This window comes from Janibacter sp. Y6 (genome assembly GCF_040900765.1).
GTDB lineage: Bacteria > Actinomycetota > Actinomycetes > Actinomycetales > Dermatophilaceae > Marihabitans > Marihabitans melonis.
On sequence record NZ_JAKLYZ010000001.1, the window covers coordinates 697,070 to 711,627 of the forward strand.

General features: G+C 73.3%; 8 protein-coding genes. 1 reads left to right on the top strand and 7 read right to left on the bottom strand.

Annotated elements, in window-relative coordinates; genetic code table 11:
* Positions 1 to 26: 26 nt before the first annotated feature.
* The 3 genes from L6241_RS03240 to L6241_RS03250 all read right to left on the bottom strand — a co-directional run bounded on the left by L6241_RS03240 (position 27) and on the right by L6241_RS03250 (position 4,784).
* Positions 27 to 2,876, bottom strand: a complete 2,850-nt coding sequence (locus tag L6241_RS03240; RefSeq protein WP_368244804.1) for an Rne/Rng family ribonuclease — start codon at positions 2,874 to 2,876, stop codon at positions 27 to 29.
* A 140-nt stretch (positions 2,877 to 3,016) separates the two neighbouring features.
* Positions 3,017 to 3,775, bottom strand: a complete 759-nt coding sequence (locus tag L6241_RS03245; RefSeq protein ID WP_191563357.1) for a TIGR03936 family radical SAM-associated protein — start codon at positions 3,773 to 3,775, stop codon at positions 3,017 to 3,019.
* 289 nt (positions 3,776 to 4,064) lie between these two features.
* Positions 4,065 to 4,784 carry an MBL fold metallo-hydrolase gene (locus L6241_RS03250; RefSeq protein ID WP_368244805.1) on the bottom strand — a complete coding sequence of 240 codons (720 nt, stop codon included), beginning with the start codon at positions 4,782 to 4,784 and terminating at the stop codon, positions 4,065 to 4,067.
* A gap of 71 nt (positions 4,785 to 4,855) precedes the next feature.
* Here L6241_RS03250 and L6241_RS03255 point away from each other — a divergent pair, with 71 nt between their 5' ends.
* A complete protein-coding gene (locus tag L6241_RS03255) occupies positions 4,856 to 6,223 on the top strand; it encodes a transaminase (protein WP_368244806.1) in 1,368 nt (455 codons plus the stop codon).
* 122 nt (positions 6,224 to 6,345) lie between these two features.
* Here the strand turns inward: L6241_RS03255 and L6241_RS03260 are convergent, their stop codons facing one another.
* The 4 genes from L6241_RS03260 to L6241_RS03275 all read right to left on the bottom strand — a co-directional run bounded on the left by L6241_RS03260 (position 6,346) and on the right by L6241_RS03275 (position 14,557).
* The gene (locus L6241_RS03260) at positions 6,346 to 9,201 is read right to left on the bottom strand and encodes an FAD-binding and (Fe-S)-binding domain-containing protein (RefSeq protein WP_368244807.1); all 2,856 of its coding nucleotides are present in this window, start codon (positions 9,199 to 9,201) and stop codon (positions 6,346 to 6,348) included.
* Positions 9,202 to 9,256: 55 nt separating this feature from the next.
* Positions 9,257 to 11,239 (bottom strand): TIGR03960 family B12-binding radical SAM protein, encoded by a 1,983-nt coding sequence (locus tag L6241_RS03265; protein ID WP_368244808.1) that lies wholly within the window; start codon positions 11,237 to 11,239, stop codon positions 9,257 to 9,259.
* A 177-nt stretch (positions 11,240 to 11,416) separates the two neighbouring features.
* Entirely contained in the window at positions 11,417 to 13,273 is a 1,857-nt protein-coding gene (locus L6241_RS03270; protein WP_368244809.1) for a long-chain fatty acid--CoA ligase, read from the bottom strand.
* A gap of 153 nt (positions 13,274 to 13,426) precedes the next feature.
* A complete protein-coding gene (locus L6241_RS03275) occupies positions 13,427 to 14,557 on the bottom strand; it encodes an FtsW/RodA/SpoVE family cell cycle protein (protein WP_229299142.1) in 1,131 nt (376 codons plus the stop codon).
* Position 14,558: the final 1 nt, after the last annotated feature.

Below are 14,558 nucleotides of genomic sequence, written 5' to 3' on the forward strand. Positions count from 1 at the left end.
AGGGGGCGGGCCTGGTCACTGCTGGGTCACTCCCCCGCGGTCGGCGGGCCGGCCTCGGAGGTGACCCGCTTGCGCTTGCGGCGCGGCGCGGGCGTCGAGGTCTGCTCGGCCTCGGGCGAAGGGGTGGGCTCGGCCGCGCCGCCCACGGCACCGGCGACGGCCGTGATCGGCTCGCTCGGCGCGGAGGCGGTGAGGTCGACGGCCTGGAGGGTGACCGGGGCGCCGCTGGAGGCGGCGCGACGGCCGCCACGACGACGCGGCGCCGGGGCGGGCTCGGGCTCGGGCTCGGGCTCGGGCTCGGGAGCAGCCTTCTCGGCCGGCGCGTCCTGCGCGGGGGTCGACGCGTGATCGCGCACCTCGACCGAGGCCACCTCGTCCTCGCCCCCGGTGAGGTCGAGCTCGGCGACGTCGTCCTCGGCGGACTCGCCGGAGACGTTCTTGATCGCGGCGGCGTGGGCGGCCGCGGCGATCTGGGCCGCGGTCCGGCCGTTCTTGTCCTGCGGCTCGCGCTCGGGCTCGGCGGAGGAGCGCTGCTCCTCCCCCTTCGACCCGCGGCCCTTGCCCCGGCGCGACCGGGAGCCGGAGCCGCCCTGGTCGTCGTCCTTGGAGCCGCCGGTGCCGCGCCCGCCGTTGCCGCCGTGACCGTGGTCGTGACCGCCGTCGCCGGAGACCGGCTCGGAGGAGACGATGATGCCGCGGCCGTGGCAGTGCTCGCACTCCTGCGAGAAGACCTCGATGAGGCCCGAGCCGACCCGCTTGCGGGTCATCTGGACCAGGCCGAGCGAGGTGACCTCGGCGACCTGGTGCTTCGTGCGGTCGCGGCCGAGGCACTCGAGCAGGCGGCGCACGACGAGGTCGCGGTTGGCCTCGAGGACCATGTCGATGAAGTCGATGACGATGATGCCGCCGATGTCGCGCAGCCGCAGCTGACGCACGATCTCCTCGGCCGCCTCGATGTTGTTCTTCGTCACCGTCTCCTCGAGGTTGCCCCCGGAGCCGACGAACTTGCCGGTGTTGACGTCGACGACCGTCATCGCCTCGGTGCGGTCGATGACGAGCGAGCCGCCGGAGGGCAGCCACACCTTGCGGTCCATCGCCTTGGCGATCTGCTCGTCGATGCGGTGCCCGGCGAAGACGTCCTGCTGGCCGGTCCAGCGCTCGAGGCGGTCGGAGAGGTCGGGCGCGACGTCGTCGACGTAGCCCTTGATCTCGCGCCACGCGTCCTCGCCGGAGACGACCATCTTCGAGAAGTCCTCGTTGAAGATGTCGCGGATGACGCGGACGGTCATGTCGGGCTCGGCGTGCAGGACCGTCGGGGCGCCGCCCTTCTTGCCCTTCTTCGACTCGGCCTTCTCGCTGATGCGCTCCCACGCCGTGGTGAGCCGCTCGACGTCCTTGGTGAGCTCTTCCTCGCTCGCGCCCTCGGCGGCCGTGCGCACGATGACGCCGGCGCGGTCGGGGACGACCTGCTTGAGGATGGACTTGAGGCGGGCGCGCTCCTTGTCGGGGAGCTTGCGCGAGATGCCGGTCATGCTGCCCTCGGGCACGTACACGAGGTAGCGGCCGGGCAGCGAGATCTGCGAGGTGAGGCGCGCGCCCTTGTGGCCGATCGGGTCCTTCGTCACCTGGACGAGGACGGCGTCGCCGGAGGACAGCGCCTGCTCGATGCGGCGGGGCTGGCCGTTGCCGATGCCGTGGGCGTCCCAGTTGACCTCGCCGGCGTAGAGGACGGCGTTGCGGCCCTTGCCGATGTCGACGAAGGCGGCCTCCATGCTCGGCAGGACGTTCTGCACCCGGCCGAGGTAGACGTTGCCCACCATCGTCGAGGTCGTCTCGCGCGAGACGTAGTGCTCGACGAGCACGTCGTCCTCGAGGACGCCGATCTGCGTGCGCTCGCCAGTGGAGCGCACGACCATGACGCGCTCGACGCTCTCACGACGGGCGAGGAACTCGGCCTCGGTGATGATCGTGCGGCGGCGGCCGGCCTCGCGGCCCTCGCGGCGGCGCTGCTTCTTCGCCTCGAGACGCGTGCTGCCCTTGACGGCCTGCGGCTCGTCGCGCTCCTTGCGGGCCTCGCGGACCTTCGTCACGGTGCCGGGCGGGTCCTCCTGACCCTCGCCCGAGCCGGAGCCGCGGCGGCGACGACGCCGGCGCCGGCTCGAGCCGCCGCCCTCGGAGTCGTCGTCCTCGTGGTCCTGGGCTGCGTCGTCGGCGTCGTCGGAGCCACCGGAGGTCTTGTCCTGCGCGTCCTGGCGGGCCTTGTCGCCCCCGCGACCACCGCGGCCGCCACGGCCGCGGCCGGAGCCACCGCCGGAGCCACCGCCGGAGCCGTTGCCGCTGCCCTTGCCGGAGTCGTCGGCCTCGGCCGCGTCGTCGTCCGAGGAGGCCTGGGCCTCCCCCTTCGTGTCCTCGGTGCCCTCGTCCTCGGACGCGCTGTCCTCGGACTTGTTGCGGCCACGACCGCCGCGCCGGCGGCGGCGCCGGGGCTGGTCGGACTGCTCGTCGTCGTCCGCGGTGTCGGCGGCGCGGTCGTCCTGCGAGCTCTCCGGCTCGACGACGGCCTCGGGCTCGTCGTCCTGCGGGCGGGGCTCGGGCGCGGCCTGTGGGGCAGAGGCCGCGCGGCGGGCGCGGCGGGGAGCGACGGGCTCGGGGGCCTGGAAGAGCAGACCGAAGCTCGGCACGCTGGCGGCCGGCTCCTCGGGCTCGTCCTGCTCGTCCTCCGCCTCGGTGTCGTCCTCGGCGGTGTCGGCCTGCTCGGTGTCGTCGGCGAGGAGCTCGTCCTGGACCGCCTCGGGGGCGGGGTCCTGGGGGGTCTGGCTCGTCGCGACGCCTTCTTCGGGGGTCTCGTCGGTCGTGCTGGTCTCGTCGGTCGCCATGATGGCACCTCCTGCGGCACCGCCGGACGCCACGACCAACCCCGATGAGGGGCCGTCCGGCCGCGTGTCGCGGCTCGGCGTGGCGGTCGTGCCACGCCCGGGAAGTCAGTGCTGCCCGGTGAAGGCTCGCGCCGAGCGCGTCACCCCATCGGGCCGACGGTGTCCTCGTCGGTCATCAGCGGATCGATGACCGTCGCGTCCGCCTCGTCCCAGACCCCCTGCTCCAGCCGGGTGACCATCGGTGGCCTCGGCGGTGCGAAGGGCGTGACGAGCGACAGCGCGGTGAGCACGTCGTCGGGGCGCACGGCCGGTGTGGTGTGCCGTACGACCATCGTCAGTATCGCACAGGGAGCATCGGGACCGGCCTCGACACGGGTCTCGCGGACGGGCTCGCGGGCGTCGAAGCTCTTGCGACCGCGCTTGAACATGCGCGACACCTCGACCCGCTCCTGCGCGAGGAAGGCGTCGACGACGCGCTGGAGCTCCTCGACCTCTACCCCGGCGAAGACCATCCGCCAGCGGCTCGCCTGCAGCCGGTCGGCGAGCGCCCCGGGCGTGGCGTCGACGACCTGGATGACGTCGATGCCCTCCGGCAGCGCCTCGTCGAGGGCGACTCGTACCGACTCCGGGTCGACGTGCTCGGTCACCGAGATCTCGAAGTACTCGGCCTCGCTGGCCATGCCCGTCGGGGCGCCGTTGGCGTAGGAGATCTTCGGGTGCGGGTGGAAGCCGGCGGAGAAGGCCATCGGCACCCCCGAGCGACGCAGCGCCCGCTCGAGCGCCCGGGCGAAGTCACGCGTCGAGGAGAAGCGCAGCCGCCCGCGCCGGGCGTACTGCACCCGCAGCTTCTGGACCGGTGGGGGCGGGGGCGGTCCGTCCGGGGTGCGCTGCGGTGACATGACCACCAAGGGTACGGGGCGCTCCGGGCGCGCCCCACCAGCCACAGGTTTCTCGGGTCACCCGATAAGCCCCCGCTCAGCACGAGTAAGAAACCCGTGCGAAGCCGGGGGAAGTCTTGCTCAGCGGGCGAAGGGGGCCCACCACGGGCCCGCGAGCCCCGATCCCCGGGGTGGGGCGCCACACCAGCCACAGGTTTCTCGGGTCACCCGATAAACCCCCGCTCAGCACGAGTATGAAACTCGTGCTGAGCCGGGGGAAGTCATGCTCAGCGGGCGAAGGGGGCGGCCGTCACCCCTCGAGGTGCCCCTCGCGGTGGAGGAAGTCGGTGATCGTCTGCCGCGGCCGGTCGCGCAGCTCGGGCCCGTGGGTGAAGGCCGCGAGCGCGTAGTCGACCTCGACGAGGCGGTGCGCCGTCGCCTTCGTCATCGCGTAGCTCGTGCAGAAGGACGCGACCGGCCACCGCACCCCGCGCACGTTGAAGATCGCGTCGCCGGTGACGAGCGTCCCGGTCGGCTCGTGGAGGAAGGACGCGTGCCCCGGCGAGTGCCCCGGGGTGTGGATGACCCGCAGCCCGCCCGCGACGTCGAGGACCTCGCCGTCGACGAGGCCCCGCTCGACCGGGACCGGCTCGAAGGACCCCTTCGCGAGACGGTCGAGCAGCCGCCCGAGACGCAGCGTCCGGTCCCGCGGCGGCGAGGTGCCGGTGCGGGCGTGCTCGACGTCGTCCTCGTGGATCTCGAAGGAGCGCCCCGTCTCGCGCGCGACGTGCGCCGCACCCCCGGCGTGGTCCGGGTGCGCGTGGGTGAGGAGCAGCCGGGTGACGTCCGAGGGGCCCGCGCCGATCGCCCCGAGCGCCGCCATGACCTTCGGCCCCGACCGCGCCACCCCCATGTCGAGCACGGTCACCTGGCCGTCGTCGTCGCGCAGCACGAAGCCGTTGACGAAGTCGCCGAGCAGCGGGATGCGCCACACGCCGGGGGCGAGAGGGACGACGAGGTCGCGCGCCATCGCACCAGCCTGGCACGACCGACCTGACGAAGGGGGCCGCGCGCCCCCTTCGCTGCTCCTACGGTGTGCTCATGACACCCGTCGACCGCACCCGGCTGCGCCAGCTGCTGCAGACCGAGACTGCCGCCTACGCCGCCGCCAACCCCCGCAGCCGCGCGCTGCACGAGGAGGGGACGAACCTCTTCGGGCAGGTCCCGATGACGTGGATGCGGATGTGGGCCGGCGGCTTCCCGCTCGGTTTCGAGGCGGCGAAGGGGAACCGCGTCACCGATCTCGACGGTCACGAGCTCGTCGACCTCGCGCTCGGCGACACGGGCGCGATGGCCGGGCACTCCCCCGACCCGACGCTCGCGGCGATCCGGCGCCGCGCCCAGGACCTCGGCGGGCTGACGACGATGCTGCCGACCGCCGACGCGCAGTGGGTCGCCGCCGAGCTGACCCGGCGCTTCACGGTGCCGCGCTGGAGCTTCACCCTCTCCGCCACCGACGCCAACCGGTGGGCGGTGCGCCTCGCCCGCCTCGTCACCGGCCGCAGCAAGATCCTCGTCTTCGGGCACTGCTACCACGGCAGCGTCGACGAGACCTTCGCCCTGCCCGGTCCTGACGGCACGACCGTGAGCCGGCCCGGCAACGTCGCTCCTCCGGTGCCGCTCGACCTCACGACGCGCGCGGCGACGTGGAACGACCTGGCGAGCGTCGAGGAGCAGCTGCGCCACGGCGACGTCGCCGCGGTGCTCACCGAGCCGGCGTTGACGAACATCGGCATCGTCCTGCCCGAGGACGGCTTCATGAGCGGGCTGCGCGAGCTCGCGACCCGCTACGGCGCCCTGCTGATGATCGACGAGACCCACACCTTCTCCGCCGGGTGGGGCGGGGCGACGACCGCGTGGGGGCTGCAGCCCGACGTCGTCGTCATCGGCAAGTCCATCGGCGGCGGGGTGCCGATCGGCGCGTACGGGCTGAGCGAGGAGCTCGCCGCGGACGTCATGCGGCGCACCGAGAGCGGCGACGCCGACATCGTCGACGTCGGCGGGGTCGGCGGCACGCTCGCGGGCAACGCGCTGAGCCTCGCCGCGGCGCGAGCCACCCTCGGCGAGGTCCTCACGCGGGAGGCTTTCGAGCGGATGGAGCGGCTCGCGACCGACTTCACCGCCGGGGTGCAGGACGCCATCGACGCCCACGACCTGCCGTGGTCGGTGAGCCGGCTCGGGGCGCGCGCCGAGTACCGCTTCGCCTCCCCCGCCCCGCGCACGGGCGCGGAGTCGGCCGCTGCGGCGGACGACGAGCTCGACGCCTACCTCCACCTCGCGCTCGTCAACCGCGGCTACCTCATGACGCCCTTCCACAACATGGCGCTCATGTGCCCGACGACGAGCGAGGCCGACGTCGCCGGCCACACCGCGGTCTTCGCGGAGGTGACTGCCGCCCTGCGCGGCTGATTCCCCCTTCGCCCTGGCTCCCCCCTCGCCGAGGTATGGCGATCGGTCGTGATCGCGACCGCATGGCGACCGATCGCCATACCTCGGCGAAGGGGGGGGCAGCGGGTCAGGGGGCAGCGGGGTCAGCGGGTGAGGAGCTCCACGAGGTGGATCGCCTCGCGGTCGGAGAGGTCGGCGACCTGGGTCTGGCAGGAGAAGCCGTCGGCGAGGACGACCGCGTCGGGCGCGGCCTCCATCGCCGGCAGCAGCTGCTGGCGCGCCACCTCGACGGACACCTCGTAGTGGCCGAGCTCGACCCCGAAGTTGCCCGCGAGCCCGCAGCACCCGCCGAGCCGTTGCACGGTCGCGCCGGTCCTGGCGAGCAGCGCCTCGTCGGCCTGCCACGTCATCACGGCGTGGTGGTGGCAGTGCGGCTGCGCGACGACGGTCGTGCCGGTGAGGTCGGGCACGCTCCAGCGGCCCTCGTCCTGCGCCACGACGAGCAGCTCGGCGACGGTGCGCACGCCCTCGGCGACCGAGCGCGCCGTGTCGGTGTCGACCAGACGCGGCAGGTCGTGACGCAGCGCGGCGGTGCAGCTCGGCTCGAGACCGACGACCGGGACCCCGGCCGCGACCGCCGGCGCCAGCGCCTCGCTCGCCTGCGCGAGGGTGCTCGCCGCCCGGTCGAGCTGACCGGTGGAGATGAGGGTGAGCCCGCAGCAGCCCCGCTCCGCCGGGACGTAGGGGGTGTACCCCGCCTGCCGCAGCAACGTCACCGCGGCCTGGCCGACCCGTGGCGAGAAGTGGTCGGTGAAGGAGTCGACGAAGATCGCGACGGGGTGCTCGAGCCCGGCGACGTCGCCGGCCGGACGGACGAGGCCCTCGCCGTCGGCCCAGGCCCGGAAGGTCTGGCGCGCGAAGGTCGGCAGGTTGCGGCGGGGGTCGACGCCCGCGAGCGGCAGGGTGAGCCGCTTGGCCCCGGGCAGCGAGGTGAGGGCGTTGACGACCCGGGGCATGCGGGAGGCGATCCGCGAGAGCTCCGGCAGCCGGCCCAGCGAGTAGTGCGAGCGCGGGCGCAGCCGCCCGCGGTAGGTCTGGTGGAGCACCTCGGCCTTGTACGTCGCCATGTCGACGCCGGTCGGGCAGTCGCTCGCGCAGCCCTTGCACGACAGGCACAGGTCGAGGGTCTCGTGCACGGCCGGGTCGCGCCAGCCGCCGCTGATCGTGCCGCCGTCGAGCATCTCCTGCAGCGCGCGGGCGCGGCCGCGGGTCGAGTCCTTCTCCTCGCGGGTGGCCAGGTAGCTCGGGCACATGACGGTGCTCGACGTGCCGGCGGCCCGGCACTTGCCGACCCCGGTGCAGCGGTGCAGCGCCTGGCTGAGGTCGCCGTCGTCCTCGGGGTAGGCGAAGGCGAGCCCGTCGCGCGACCGGGTCACCGGGCGGGCGCGCGGGATGCGCAGCGAGGCCTCGGCCGGGTCGGGGTCGACGAGGACACCGGGGTTGAGCAGCCCGTGCTCGTCGAAGGCGTGCTTGACCGCGCCGAAGAGCGAGATGACCTCGGGCGAGTACATCCGCGGCAGCAGGGCGCTGCGGGCGCGCCCGTCGCCGTGCTCGCCGGACAGCGAGCCCCCGAGCGAGGCGACGAGGTCCGCGGCGTCCTCGACGAGCGAGCGGTAGCGGGCCGGGGCGCCCGGCGAGGCGAGGTCGACGTCGAGGCGGATGTGCAGGCAGCCGTCGCCGAAGTGGCCGTACGGCAGCCCGGTGACGTCGTGCTCGGCGAGCAGCGCGTCGAGCCGGCGCAGGTACTCGCCCATGCGCTCGGGCGGCACCGCGGCGTCCTCCCACCCGGCGTGCGCCGGCAGGTCGCGCGGCGAGCGGCTCGACAGCCCGGCGCCGTCCTCGCGGATGCGCCACAGCGCCCGCACCTCGGCCGGGTCGGTGACCACCCGTGCCTCGACGGCCGGGATCTCGGCGACGACGCGGCGGGCCGCGGCCATCGCCTCTCCCTCGTCGGCCCCGGTGACCTCGACGAAGAGCCAGGCGGCCCCCTTCGGCAGGTCGGGGACGGCGGCCGGCCCGCGACGGCGGGCGGTGACCTCGACGATGCGGCGGTCGATGCCCTCGGCGGCCACGGCGCCGAGCCCGCGCAGCAGGTGGGCGACGTCGCCGGCGGCGTAGATGTCCTCGAAGCCGAGCGCGACGAGGCAGGTCGCCGGCGGGTCGGTGACGAGGCGGACCCGGGCCTGGGTGACGACGGCGAGGGTCCCCTCGGAGCCGACGAGCATCCGCCCGACGTCGCGGCCGTGCTCGGGCAGGAGGTGCTCCAGGGCGTACCCGCTCACCTGCCGGCCGAAGCGGCCGAGCTCGGTGCGGATCGTCGCGAGGTGGTCGTCGGTGAGAGCGGTGAGGCGGGAGACGAGGTCGTCGGCGCCGGTGAGCGAAGGGGTGCCCCCCACCCCCGTCGTCGTCTCGACGGCGCGGCCGTCGGCGAGGAGCAGGCTCATCGCGGCGATGTTGTCGGACGTGCGCCCGTAGCCGAGCGCGCGGTTGCCGCAGGCGTTGTTGCCGATCATCCCGCCGATGACGCAGCGGGTGTGGCTGCTCGGGTCCGGGCCGAAGCGCAGGCCGTGCCGGCGGGCGCTCGCCTGCAGCGTGGCGTGCACGGTGCCGGGCTCGACGAGCGCGGTCCGGCTCTCCGGGTCGACCTCGAGCACCCGCCCGAGGTGACGGCTGGTGTCGACGACGATGCCCGGGCCGATCGCGTTGCCGGCGCACGAGGTGCCCGCACCGCGTGCCGTGAGGGGCACGCCGGTGCTGCGGGCGACGGCGAGCGCCGCGGCGACCTCGTCGGTGTCGCGGGGCAGCACCACCGCGCGCGGGGGCACGCGGTAGATCGAGGCGTCCGCCGCGTACATGCCGATCGACAGCGGGTCGGTCCGCACGTCGGTGATGCCGGCACGGCGCAGCTCGGCCCCGAGGTCGTCCAGGCTCACGCTCATGCGCGCCATCCTCTCCCGGACCGCGGGGCCGGCCCCAGCCGGTCCCGCAGCGTGGTCACGCCCCGCGGACCATCGACTCCTTGCCCGAGCCGAGGACGGTGAGCGGCAGGAGGGTCTTGCCGGTCGGGCCGACCTCGATGTCGGTGCCCATCTGCGGGCACACGCCGCAGTCGAAGCACGGGGTCCAGCGGCAGTCCTCGACCTCGGTCTCGTCGACCGCGTCGAGCCAGTCCTGCCACAGCCACTCCTTGTCGAGCCCGGAGTCGATGTGGTCCCAGGGCAGGACCTCGCTCTCGCCGCGCTCGCGGGTGGTGTACCAGTCGACGTCGACGCCCGTGCCGGCCAGGCCGCGCTCGGCGCCTGCCATCCACCGCTCGTAGGAGAAGTGCTCGCTCCAGCCGTCGAAACGACCGCCGTCGCGCCACACCTCCTCGATGACCCGGCCGATGCGGCGGTCGCCGCGGCTCAGCAGGCCTTCGACGATGCCGGGCTTGCCGTCGTGGTAGCGGAAGCCGATGGAGCGCCCGTAGCGCTTGTCCGAGCGGATCGCCTCGCGCAGCTTGGCCAGGCGGGCGTCGGTCTCCTCGGCGGAGAGCTGGCTGGCCCACTGGAAGGGGGTGTGCGGCTTGGGCACGAAGCCCCCGATGGAGACGGTGCACCGGATGTCGTTGTGCCCGGCGACCTGACGACCGGTCTCGATGACGCGCTTGGCGACCTCGGCGATCTGCAGGACGTCCTCGTCGGTCTCCGTCGGCAGGCCGCACATGAAGTACAGCTTCACCTGGCGCCAGCCGGCGCCGTAGGCGGCGGAGACGGTCTTGATGAGGTCGTCCTCGGTGACCATCTTGTTGATGACCTTGCGGATCCGCTCGGACCCCCCTTCGGGCGCGAAGGTGAGCCCGGAGCGACGACCGTTGCGGGTCAGCTCGTTGGCGAGGTCGATGTTGAAGGCGTCGACGCGGGTCGACGGCAGCGACAGGCCGGTGTTCGTGCCCTCGTAGCGGTCGGCCAGGCCCTTGGTCACCTCGGCGATCTCGGAGTGGTCGGCCGAGCTCAGCGAGAGCAGGCCCACCTCCTCGAAGCCGGTGGCCTGCAGACCCGCCTCGACCATCTCGCCGATGCCGGTGATGGAGCGCTCGCGCACCGGGCGGGTGATCATCCCCGCCTGGCAGAAGCGGCAGCCGCGGGTGCAGCCGCGGAAGATCTCGACCGACATCCGCTCGTGGACCGACTCGGCGAGCGGGACGAGGGGCTTCTTCGGGTAGGGCCACTCGTCGAGGTCCATGACCGTGTGCTTGGCGACCCGCCACGGGATGCCGCTCTCGGCGGGCGCGACGCGCTGGATGCGCCCGTCGGGCAGGTAGGACACGTCGTAGAAGGCCGGCACGTACACGCCACCGGTCTCGGCGAGACGGCGCAGCAGCTCCAGACGGCCGCCGGGCGAGCCCTGGGCCTTCCACGCGCCGATGATGTCGGTCGCCGCGAGCACCGCCTCCTCGCCGTCGCCGACGATGGCGGCGTCGATGAAGTCCGCGACGGGCTCGGGGTTGAAGGACGCGTGACCGCCGATGAGGACGATCGGGTCGTCGTCGGTGCGGTCGGCCGCGTGCAGCGGGATGCCCGCGAGGTCGAGCGCAGTGAGCATGTTCGTGTAGCCGAGCTCGGTCGAGAAGGACAGCCCGAAGACGTCGAAGTCGCGCACCGCGCGGTGGCCGTCGACGCTCAGCTGGGGCACCTCGTGCTCGCGCATGAGGGCCTCCATGTCCGGCCACACCGCGTAGGTGCGCTCGGCGAGGGCGTCGTCGCGCTCGTTGAGCACCTCGTAGAGGATCATGACGCCCTGGTTGGGCACGCCCACCTCGTAGGCGTCGGGGTACATGAGGCACCACCGGGTCGTGAGGTCCTCGCCGCCGGGGCCGCGTCCGCCGCAGTCCCAGTCCTTGACCGTGGAGTTCAGCTCGCCCCCGACGTACTGGATGGGCTTGCTGACCCGCTCGAGCAGCGGCTCGAGGTCGGCGAAACGAGACTGTCCAGACATGGGTTCCAGGGTAGGTCCCGCCCGCCACCAGCCCAAACGGCCGCCGACGAAGGGGTGTCGGCCCCCCTTCGCGCGGCGGGGAGCGGGGAGGGTGGCGCGGTGCCTCCCGCCCCGTGAGTCGAAGAAGGATCGTCACCTCGAGGTGACGATCCTTCTTCGAACGAGCGAGGGCGGCGGTCAGCCGGCGTACATGCCGTCGATGTCGCCCTTGAACTTGTCGGCGACGACGCGGCGGCGCAGCTTCAGGCTCGGGGTGAGCTCGCCCTCCTCGACGGAGAGGTCGCGGCCGAGGATGGTGAACTTGCCGATCCGCTCCCACTTGTTGAGACCAGAGTTCAGCTCGTCGACGTACCCCTGGACCATGTCGCGGGCCTGGGCCGAGGAGACGATCTCCTCGTACGACGCGTCGCCGAGGCCGTTGGCCTGCGCCCACGGCTTGATCGCCTCCTCGTCGAGCGTGACGAGCGCGGTGACGAAGTGACGTCCCTCGCCGTGCACGAGCAGCTGTCCGACGTAGGGGCACAGGCCCTTGAAGGTCGACTCGACCTGCGAGGGGGCGACGTACTTGCCGTTGCTCGTCTTGAAGAGGTCCTTCTTGCGGTCGGTGATCCGCACGAAACCCCGCTCGTCGATCTCGCCGATGTCACCGCTGTGCAGCCAGCCGTCGGCGTCGAGCGTCTCGGCGGTCGCCTCGGGGTTGTCGTGGTAGCCCTGCATGACGCCCGGGCCGCGCATGAGCACCTCGCCGTCCTCGGCGATGCGCACCTCGGTGCCGATGAGCGGCCAGCCGACGGTGCCGGTGCGCTGGGCGTACGGGCGGTTGACCGTGGCCGCAGAGCTCGTCTCCGTCATGCCGTAGCCCTCGAGGATGGTCAGGCCGGCGCCGTTGAACCACTGCGCGATGTCGGTGTTGAGCGCCGCCGAACCGGAGATGAAGAAGCGGATGCGCCCGCCGAAGCGGTCGCGCACCTTCGACAGCACGAGCTTGTCGGCCAGGGCCATCTGAGCCTTCTGGACCGGGCTGAGCGAGCGCCCCTCCTGCTCGGCGTCGGCGCGGGCCCGGCCGAGGTCGGAGGCCCAGCGGAAGAGCTTGAGCTTCGCTCCGCCCTCGGCCTCCATGCCCAGGCTCACCCGGGCGTAGACCTTCTCGAAGATGCGAGGGGCGGCGGCCATGAAGGTCGGCCGGACGACCGCGAGGTTGTCGACGATCTTGTCGATCCGCCCGTCGACGGCGGTCGACATGCCGGTGGCAAGCGTGAGCATGAGCAGCTGCTTGCCGAAGACGTGGGCGAGCGGCAGCCACAGGTACTGCACGTCGTCCTGCGTCATCATCCCCGTCGCGGTCGTCGCCGCACCCTGGTAGGTCCACGCCGAGTGCAGCAGGCGCACGCCCTTCGGCCGGCCGGTCGTGCCGGAGGTGTAGATGATCGTCGCCAGCGAGTCCGGGCCGGTGCCCTCGATGCGCTCGTCGACGACACCGGGGCTGCTCTCGAGCACCGCCTGGCCGCGCTCCTCGAGCTCGTCGAGGGTGACGACCCAGTCGTCGCGCTCGACGCCCTCGGGGTCGACGACGACGACGGTGCGCACGTCGGGGATGACCTCGCGGACCTCGCGCAGCTTGGCCACCTGCTCGGCGTCCTCGGCGATGACGACGGCGGAGCCGGAGTTGTCGAGGATGTACGCGACGTCGTCGGCGATCGTCGTCGGGTAGATCGTCGTCGTCGCCGCACCGGCGGCCATGATCGCGAGGTCGCCGAGCACCCACTCGATGCGGGTGCTGCACGCGATCGCGACCCTCTCCTCGGCCTCGACCCCGAGGTCGACGAGACCGGCGGCGAGGCGCCAGACCCGGTCGCCGAGCTGGGCCCATGTCATCTCGCCCCAGGCGACCCCCTCGGGGTAGCTGTAGGCGGCACGGTCGGGGGTGGCGGCGATCCGCTCGCGCAGCAGGTGGCCCACGCTCGGGGCCGGGTTCGCCAGTACAGCGGCGTCGTACGTCTCGTCACTGGGCAGGTTGACGTGGGTCGCGCTCAACGGGGGGCTCCTCGATAGCAGTCGGCCCCCGGCGCCGTCGACGGGGGTCTGTGGTGCACGACCTTCGCATCTGGAGGCGCCCCTGTCACGGGTTCGGGGTCGAAAGTTGTCGCGAGGTGACCCGATCCGCCTCCGGGACAGCCAAATCGGGGCTCAGCGCTCGCGCGGTGCGGCCGACACGACGAGCGCGACCGCGAGCCAGCAGGCGAACATCGAGCTGCCCCCGTAGCTGAGGAAGGGCAGCGGCAGCCCGGTGACCGGCATCACCCCGAGGTTCATCCCGACGTTCTCGACGACCTGCACGCCGAACCACGTCGCGACGCCGACGCACACGAGCCGCCCGAAGTGGTCGGCCCGCGCGGCGGCGAGCCCGATCCGCGCGACGAGCAGGCCGTAGAGGGCGATGATCACCGCCCCGCCGAGGAAGCCGAGCTCCTCCCCCGCGACGGAGAAGACGAAGTCGGTCTCCTGGAAGGGGATCCGGCCCGACTGCGTGAGCTCGCCCGCCCCCAGGCCCGACCCGAGCAGCCCGCCCGAGCCGATCGCCTCGCGCACCTGCTGGGTCTGGTAGCCGATGCCGAGCGGGTCCGCGCTCGGGTCGAGGAAGGTCGTGAGGCGGTCGCGCTGGTAGCCGCTGAGCACCGGCGTGGTGAAGGCCGCGAGCACGGCCCCGCCGGCGACGAGCGCGAGACCGGCGAGCCAGGGCCACCTCGCCCCCGAGGCGACGAGCACCCCGACGGACAGCGCGAGCAGGACGAGGGCGGAGCCGAGGTCGGGCTGGGCGAGGACGAGCAGGACCGGCACGCCGACGACGGCACCGGAGACGAGGACGTCGCGCGTCGTCGGCGCCCGGCCGCGCTCGGCGGCGTCGGCGAGGACCATCGGCAGGGCGACGCACAGCGCCACCTTCGCCAGCTCGGAGGGCTGGACGGACAGACCCACCGGCAGCTCGACCCAGGACCGCGAGCCGTTGACCGTCGAGCCGAGCGGGCCGAGGACGACGACGAGCGCGGCGACGCTCAGCAGGTAGAGCACCGGCGCCAGCGCGCGCAGCGTGTGCCGGTCGAGCCGCAGGAGGGCCCCGGCCATGACGAGCCCGACGGCGAGGTTGACGAGGTGCTTGACGAAGACGGTGGAGCCCGCGTCGGCGCGCGTCGCCGAGCCCACGAGCAGGGCGCCGACGAGGCTGAGCACGAGCGCGGTGACGACGAGGACGACATCGCCGCGCAGGAGCAGCTCGCGCACCCGCCCGCCCGGGCGCCGGTCGGTCGCGGTCGGGCTCATC